Below are 6671 nucleotides of genomic sequence, written 5' to 3'. Positions count from 1 at the left end.
TGTTTCAGCGGCTACACGGTAAGAATGAGTTCGCCGGCACGGGCATTGGCTTGGCGGTAGTCCAGAAAGTAGTCACCAATCACGGGGGCGCCATTACAGCGCAGAGTCAACCGGGGGAAGGAGCCACCTTTACTCTCTACCTGCCTAGCTTGAACCAGGAGTAGGGTTTAGGACGGAACGGCGGTGGGGCGTTTGATGAACGGGCTACCCTCATTTCTCTATCCAATCATATTCTCAAAATAACGCTGGTTTGAAACGTCAACCTCTTAAAAATAGACCGGCACATGATTAGGGAAATAACTTATAACCCTGTATGCAAAGAAACTCCACTAGCCGACTCATTCCTGATCACACCAAGATAACTCTTTCGCTGTCCTTGTTGAAATTGCTTAACCCATGCGATTCGTATTTGTGCTGATGGTACTGGGTGGTTTGTTGTCGAGCTGCCATAAATAGTAAAACAGCGTTCTTGATCCAGACAAGGTTACGGTTAAATTGCCCTTTCTTTGGAATTCGTCTTTCCCGAATGATGACCACTTGGCTCAAGTTGTCACAACTCTTTGGACTTTAAGTCCGTCTGGTCTAATTTGGGTAGTTCATTCGATTAGATGAGCCAAGTGGTCACACAGCGGACGCTGAATTATTAGGGCGGCCTGTGCCGTTCTTTTCCTCAGAACTACTCGAAATACCTATATGAACAGTAAGCCTGTTGTATTCTTGACCCTCATCCTAATCACCCTAGTTACGTCATTTACGGTGGCCCCAAAGCCCATTGCCCAACGTAAACCGACCCGACCCAACATTATCCTGATTCTGGTGGACGATATGGGCATCGGTGACGTTGGCTGCTACCGCACCCCCGACAGCCGCTTACCGCCCACCCCCAACATTGACCGGCTGGCCCGGGAAGGCATAAAATTCACCAACTACTACAGCGCGGCCCCCATCTGTTCTCCCTCGCGGGTGAGCCTGATGACGGGCATGGCAGCGGGTAAATGGAAAATCACCTCCTATCTCAGCGACCGCCAGCACAACCGCACCTGCCAGCAGGCCGACTTTCTCGACCCGACTGCCCCCTCCATGGCCCGGCAGCTTAAACAGGCGGATTACAAAACGGCTCATTTCGGTAAATGGCATATGGGGGGTGGGCGTGATGTGGATAACGCGCCGGGCATCACTCAGTATGGCTTCGACGAATACGCCAGCACCTACGAGAGTCCCGACCCCGATCCATTACTAACTTCTACCAACTGGATCTGGGCCCGAACCGACAGTATAAAACGTTGGAAACGGACAGCCTACTTCGTCGACAAGACGCTGGACTTTCTCAAACGGAACCCCGGTCAGCCCGCCTTCATCAATCTCTGGCCCGACGACGTCCACACGCCCTGGGTACCCGACGAGATGAGCCTCCATGAATTTCCCGGGGGGACCGAGAAGCCACGCGAGTTTAAGCTGGTACTGGCTGAGCTGGACAAGCAAATTGGCCGGTTGATGGCTGGCTTAAAAGCATTAGGTATTGACGATAACACGCTCATCGTCTTCACCTCTGACAATGGCGCCTTGCCCACTTTCGAGGGCGAGCGCTCAGCCATTTACCGGGGCAGCAAACTCTCCCTCTATGAGGGCGGCATCCGCATGCCTTTCATCGTGCGCTATCCAGCTCGAACCCCCAAAGGTGTCGTTGACTCGACTTCCGTATTATGTGCCACAGATTTATTTCCCACGTTCCTGAGTCTGGTGGACCAGCGAGCGAAAGCGACAGGGGACGGCATCGACGCAGTGGCTATCCTGCAGGGCCAGCCCGGCGTGCGATCCGTACCGATCTTTTGGGAGTATGGTCGCAACAACCTTTCGTTCAGATACCCCGTGGGTCGCGACCGAAGTCCCAACCTGGCCATGCGGCAGGGGGACTGGAAACTACTGGTAAATGATGATGGCACCGGCACCGAGTTATATAATTTCAAAAGTGATGCCGCCGAAACAACGAACGTAGCGGCCCGGTACGCTAGCCGGGTGACCGAGATGAAAGGAAAGTTGTTGGCCTGGCGCCGAACGCTGTCGGGACCGGAACAGACTAAAGCCGGGAAAAAATAGTTGCATTCATGATCCAAGCTCTGGCGGAACGCACTAACTGCGAATACCCCGTCCTAATTCGCTCAAAGGGACAACAATAGCCAATTAAAATGCCTATGCGGCGGCTTCGCGTTAACAGAAAGCAAACCTCAAAACGCTTCTTTCTAAGGCTGCGTATCTTTCTTTGTTCACCCATAAGACGTATAGTGAACTAGCGTAAATACGAACCGTTAGCCTATGCACTAGCATGGCAGCTTATCGAAAGGCACTGGCTTAACAATCCGTATACGCTGGTTGGCCAGACCATTCCCTCACAACAGGGTTAGCAAAGTGCATTAAAGAAAACAGGAATCCCCTGCTCTGACTTTAGCGAAGCAAACCAGAGCAAAGCAACGATGTCAGCCCAATTTGAAATTGACTCTGCCGAGCCGAAACAACTGCTTACCCGTCATTGCGCGGTAGGTCGGGACAAGGACCAGCAGGCATCAGCAGCGAGCGTGGGATGGCCTCACTCCCTGCCTTATCGGCCAGGACAGGCAATGACAATGCACGACATGACGAATCTATGCGACTGGCTATTTTAGGGGCTACCGGCGGCACCGGACGTGCGCTGGTGCAACAGGCACTTGACAAAGGCCATCAGGTCACCGCTATCGTGCGACAGCCCGATGCGATTACCCTGACCCATTCCCGCCTGCAGGTGATCAGCGGCGATGTAATGCAACCCGATTCACTGGCCAGGACGCTGCCCGGACATGAGGCCGTATTGTCGGTGGTGGGCCAGAGTTCATTGTGGCCCATGATCTTCTACCGCCAATCAGCCCGTAACATCATCGAGCAAATGGAGAAAACGGGCGTTGACCGGTTGATTTGTATGACCAGCGTGGGCGTGCTGGACAAACCGGTTGGCCCCTGGTGGTACGTTTGGTTCATCAAGCCTTTACTGAAGAACATCTATAAGGATATGCAGCAGATGGAGCAGATAATTCGGGCGAGTAGGTTGACCTGGACGATTGTGCGTCCATCCCGGTTGTTCGATGGTCCGCACAGTGGTCATTACCAGATAGGCTCGTCGGGGGAGTTGTCCCGAGCTAATTCTATCTCGCGGGCCGACGTGGCGGATTGTCTGTTAACCCAACTGGAAACGAAGGCCCACTGGCATCAGGCCATTGCTGTTGCCTATTAATTGTCCTAGGCAACGAGCGCAAGCGGGAGTCATTTAGCCACAATGGTTTCATAAAAACGCTTTCCAATCGCCAACAAATGATCAAAGACGCACTTACTTTTATCCCGGATCGCAGGCACCAACCTCTAGTCAATTTCTTTTCAGAATCTCATCTAAACGCTCCCTCATAAGACGAAGGAGTATGGCCAGACGCCTATCAGCGGTTACCACGTGCTGCTAATACCACCGCCATGGTCGATCGCCTGCTTACTTAGACCCCGAGCGGGCGATAATAAATAAGCCGAGGGTACCAAACAGATAAAGCAGCAGTACAACCAAGGAGTCCAAGCCCATTCGGGCAACTTGGCGTTTGGGGCGAAACAAGGCCCCGTAGAGGTAGGGAAGTGTGACTAGAATCCCTAAGCCAGTCAGATACATATCGCTTTTTTGAGCCGTGGGCAGCACGGGCTTACCTGACACAACCGTTGCCACTACCAGCAAGACCGGCAGGAAGGCGTTGCCGCCAAAGATGTCGCTGATAGCCAGCGTGTAATTCTGGTTTTTGATCGAAGCCAGGCCCGTTGAGACTTCGGGCAGGGAAGTGGCCGCCGCCAGTACCGTGGCCCCAAACAGCACCCCATCCATCCCCAGGTGTTTGGCCATTGCATCCCCACTTTCTTCCAGCATCACCCCGCCTGCCAGCGTCGCCAGTGCCGCCAGACTAAACAGCCATAGCGTTTGGCTCATACTGCGTCCATTAGCGGCGGTAGGCACTTGTTGAGCCGACTTCACCGGCGGTTCAATCTGCCAGGGGAGGCCCTTGTGGGCTCGCCCAATCAGCCATACCCCAACGACCCAGGTACCCACCAGTAACACGCTATCCGGCGTTAGACGCGCGAAAACCAGATCCTTAGGTAACTGATGCCCCATGATCACCAGTGTCAACATGGCAATCACCAGCGAGCCTTCCAGCACGGGGGTGAGTGAGGACTGTTTCGCTGTTAGCGTGGCCTGTTTCCCGACCCCAACGGCATCAAGGACTACCAACACTACCGTTTGCAGGGCGATACCTCCCAGAATATTTCCCACTGCCAGTTCGACTTTATTCGTCATGGCCGCGCTTACGGTGATGGCAATTTCGGGCAAATTGGTCACGATCGCCAGCACGATGATCCCGCCCAGGGCATCACCCAGGCCAAAGTGTTTGTCCAGTGCATCAATGGTGTTTGACAAGGCGATGCCCGCCCGCCAGACCACGATGGCCGCTGCCACGAAAACCAGGCCTAAGACCAGAGGCGAAACTGAATCGAACATGAGATGGCTGGCTATAGGACAAAGCGATTAGAAGCCGGGGTGTTTTTACCTAAACCACCTGTTGACGGGCTTGTTCAAGGCGGGGCAAAGGGCCACTAAATCGCCTGACCACCAGCCACGCCAGCAGCATCGCTAGCCCACAGCCTAACCCGATAATCCAACTAGATAGTTGACCATAGAGTATGCCTGATAGGTAGATACCCGCCAGATCGGCCTGATTGCTCAGGGCCATATAAAAGGCAAACTGCGCCCCGGCCACCTGCGGGCGGCACAGCCCCATCAGCACGGGCAGGGCGGCGATACTGAATAACGGCTCCAGCGTTTGACGCACCACCAATCCACTCGTGGCGACAGCCGGATTGGCCCACCCGCTATGGCCCAGGGAAAAGCCGATGTGCAGGGCGGCCATCGTCAGGACCATGCCGCCCAGCAGGCGTGTCGAGCCAAGGCGGTCCGACAGCCAGCCCCCAATCAGCGCCAGCACCAGGGCAACCAGGGTGCCATAGGTACCACTCAGCACCGAAACCGCCGTGTCGGTCCAGCCGGCTTCTCGAATCAGGTATAGCCCGTACACCCGCTGAAACAGTCGCTCGCCAATGAAGACGACCGCCACTGCGCCGAACAGGAGCAGGTTTTGCCGCTCCAGCAAGGCTCCAACCAGCTTGCCCATCAAGCCCCGCATGGAGTCTAGCTGGTTGGGACTGGCCGCCAGGGGAAGCTGCCGAAAGGAAAACAACACATCCCCTGAGCGTTCGCGAATAAAAAACGTTAGTATCGTTAAGCCGGCTAACATGGTTGATTGGGCCAATGCTGCCGTATGGAACCCCTGCCGGTGAATCACCAGGGCTAACCCGGCGGCTCCCATGGCCTGCCCCGTCACCATACCGGTCTTCATCAGGGCGTTAATCCGACCCCGTTCGGGCGTAGGAACACTGGTGATGGCCATGGCGTCGACACTGACATCCTGCAAGGAGGCAAACACGCCGTGTAAGGCAAATGACCACATCAGTTGATCGATGTCGAGAACCGGGTCGGTGGGCAGGAGCAGCCCCAGGGAGGCCAGGAACGCCATGAGCTGAGCCCCCAACACCCAGGGGCGTCGTCGGCCCATGGCGGCGTGCTGAAACCGGTCGATCAGGGGTCCCCAGACAAATTTTATCCCCCAAGGCAGCCCCACGATCGTGCCGAAGGTGGCCAGCCGGCGGGCGTCGATGCCTTCGGCGGCTAGATAATTAGTCAGGGCCGTCAGGGCCAGGCCTGAGGGAATGCCCTGCATCACATACAAGTAGAAGAAGGTTGCGTAGCGAAGGCGTCGGCTTTGGTCGAGGGTAGTCATGCCGGTTGGGATGGCCGTTTTGGTTTGTGAGGGTCTTGCTGGCCGAATAGTATTACCCCGGCTTCTGCACCAGGGCTGAGTTTGCCTGCGTTTGTTTCAACGGAGTGTGCAGGAAATAGTTATACCCGCTGAAGCGACGCTCTTACGCGGAAGGGCAAAATTGCTATCTGTCTCTATGGTCTCAGAAAAACGCTCCCATACGAGACGAGGTGATCTTCAAATAGATGCTGTGTAAAGGAGGCGTTTAGGGTGATTGATTAATTTCCTCTATTTTCCCACAGCAAACATGAACTTGGTGACACATGCGGTTTGGAATGATCCTTTTCCTACTATGTATAGGGGGGCCTTGCTTGGCCCAAACTCAACAAAGCGTCAGTTTTACCAACAATAATCAGCTATTAGCTGGCATACTCACGATCCCTAAAGGACGGGGCCTTCATCCGGCGGTGCTTATTGTCTTGGGCAGTGGGGCTAGCAATCGAGATGGGGAGGTAGAGGGACTTAAGCCCTTCCAGGTAATGACGAACGAATTAGTCAAAAAGGGATTTACTGTGTTACGCTATGATAATCGGTCTAAAGGGCGATCACCAGGAAAGCCAATCGAAGAATCTACTACTACAGAATTGGCTTCCGATGCACAAGTGGCTTTTAGTTATTTAAAAAGCCATAAAGCGGTAGATTCACGACGAATTGGAGTAATCGGGCATAGTGAAGGAGCGACTATTGCCGCTATTGCTGCTTCAAGGATTCCGAAAATCAGATGTTTACTCGCTCTTAATG

The 6671-nt window shown here is 54.4% G+C and carries 7 protein-coding genes; 5 read left to right on the top strand and 2 right to left on the bottom strand.

The annotated features are described in order from the left end of the window. The 4 genes from ACYVEA_RS34085 to ACYVEA_RS34070 form a co-directional block, all read left to right on the top strand. Positions 1-164 (top strand): ATP-binding protein (locus ACYVEA_RS34085; protein WP_461117855.1); only part of this gene is annotated, 164 nt, incomplete at its 5' end. 529 nt (positions 165-693) lie between these two features. Next, a complete protein-coding gene (locus tag ACYVEA_RS34080) occupies positions 694-2097 on the top strand; it encodes a sulfatase-like hydrolase/transferase (protein WP_461117854.1) in 1404 nt (467 codons plus the stop codon). Between the two features lie 374 nt (positions 2098-2471). After that, positions 2472-2660, top strand: a complete 189-nt coding sequence (locus ACYVEA_RS34075) for a hypothetical protein (RefSeq protein ID WP_461117853.1) — start codon at positions 2472-2474, stop codon at positions 2658-2660. Beyond that, positions 2642-3262 carry an NAD(P)-dependent oxidoreductase gene (locus ACYVEA_RS34070; RefSeq protein WP_461117852.1) on the top strand — a complete coding sequence of 207 codons (621 nt, stop codon included), beginning with the start codon at positions 2642-2644 and terminating at the stop codon, positions 3260-3262. The genes ACYVEA_RS34075 and ACYVEA_RS34070 overlap by 19 nt, the downstream gene beginning before the upstream one ends. 246 nt (positions 3263-3508) lie before the next feature. Here ACYVEA_RS34070 and ACYVEA_RS34065 read toward each other — a convergent pair whose 3' ends face one another. Together ACYVEA_RS34065 and ACYVEA_RS34060 are read right to left on the bottom strand one after the other, a co-directional pair. Beyond that, a complete protein-coding gene (locus ACYVEA_RS34065; RefSeq protein WP_461117851.1) occupies positions 3509-4555 on the bottom strand; it encodes a sodium:calcium antiporter in 1047 nt (348 codons plus the stop codon). Positions 4556-4604: 49 nt separating this feature from the next. Beyond that, positions 4605-5891 (bottom strand): MFS transporter, encoded by a 1287-nt coding sequence (locus tag ACYVEA_RS34060; RefSeq protein WP_461117850.1) that lies wholly within the window; start codon positions 5889-5891, stop codon positions 4605-4607. A 518-nt stretch (positions 5892-6409) separates the two neighbouring features. On the opposite strand from ACYVEA_RS34060, the gene ACYVEA_RS34055 reads away from it, so the two are divergent. Continuing rightward, the coding region (locus tag ACYVEA_RS34055; protein ID WP_461117849.1) for an alpha/beta hydrolase at positions 6410-6671 on the top strand (262 nt) is incomplete at its 3' end.

Source organism: Spirosoma jeollabukense (assembly GCF_054777855.1).
This window is presented reverse-complemented; position numbering and strand designations above follow the sequence as displayed.

Coding starts and splice junctions, on each gene's coding strand:
- ACYVEA_RS34070 (WP_461117852.1), top strand. CDS start 2,642: ATGCGACTGGCTATTTTAGGGGCTACCGGCGGCACCGGACGTGCGCTG.
- ACYVEA_RS34065 (WP_461117851.1), bottom strand. CDS start 4,555: ATGTTCGATTCAGTTTCGCCTCTGGTCTTAGGCCTGGTTTTCGTGGCA.
- ACYVEA_RS34075 (WP_461117853.1), top strand. CDS start 2,472: ATGTCAGCCCAATTTGAAATTGACTCTGCCGAGCCGAAACAACTGCTT.
- ACYVEA_RS34060 (WP_461117850.1), bottom strand. CDS start 5,891: ATGACTACCCTCGACCAAAGCCGACGCCTTCGCTACGCAACCTTCTTC.
- ACYVEA_RS34080 (WP_461117854.1), top strand. CDS start 694: ATGAACAGTAAGCCTGTTGTATTCTTGACCCTCATCCTAATCACCCTA.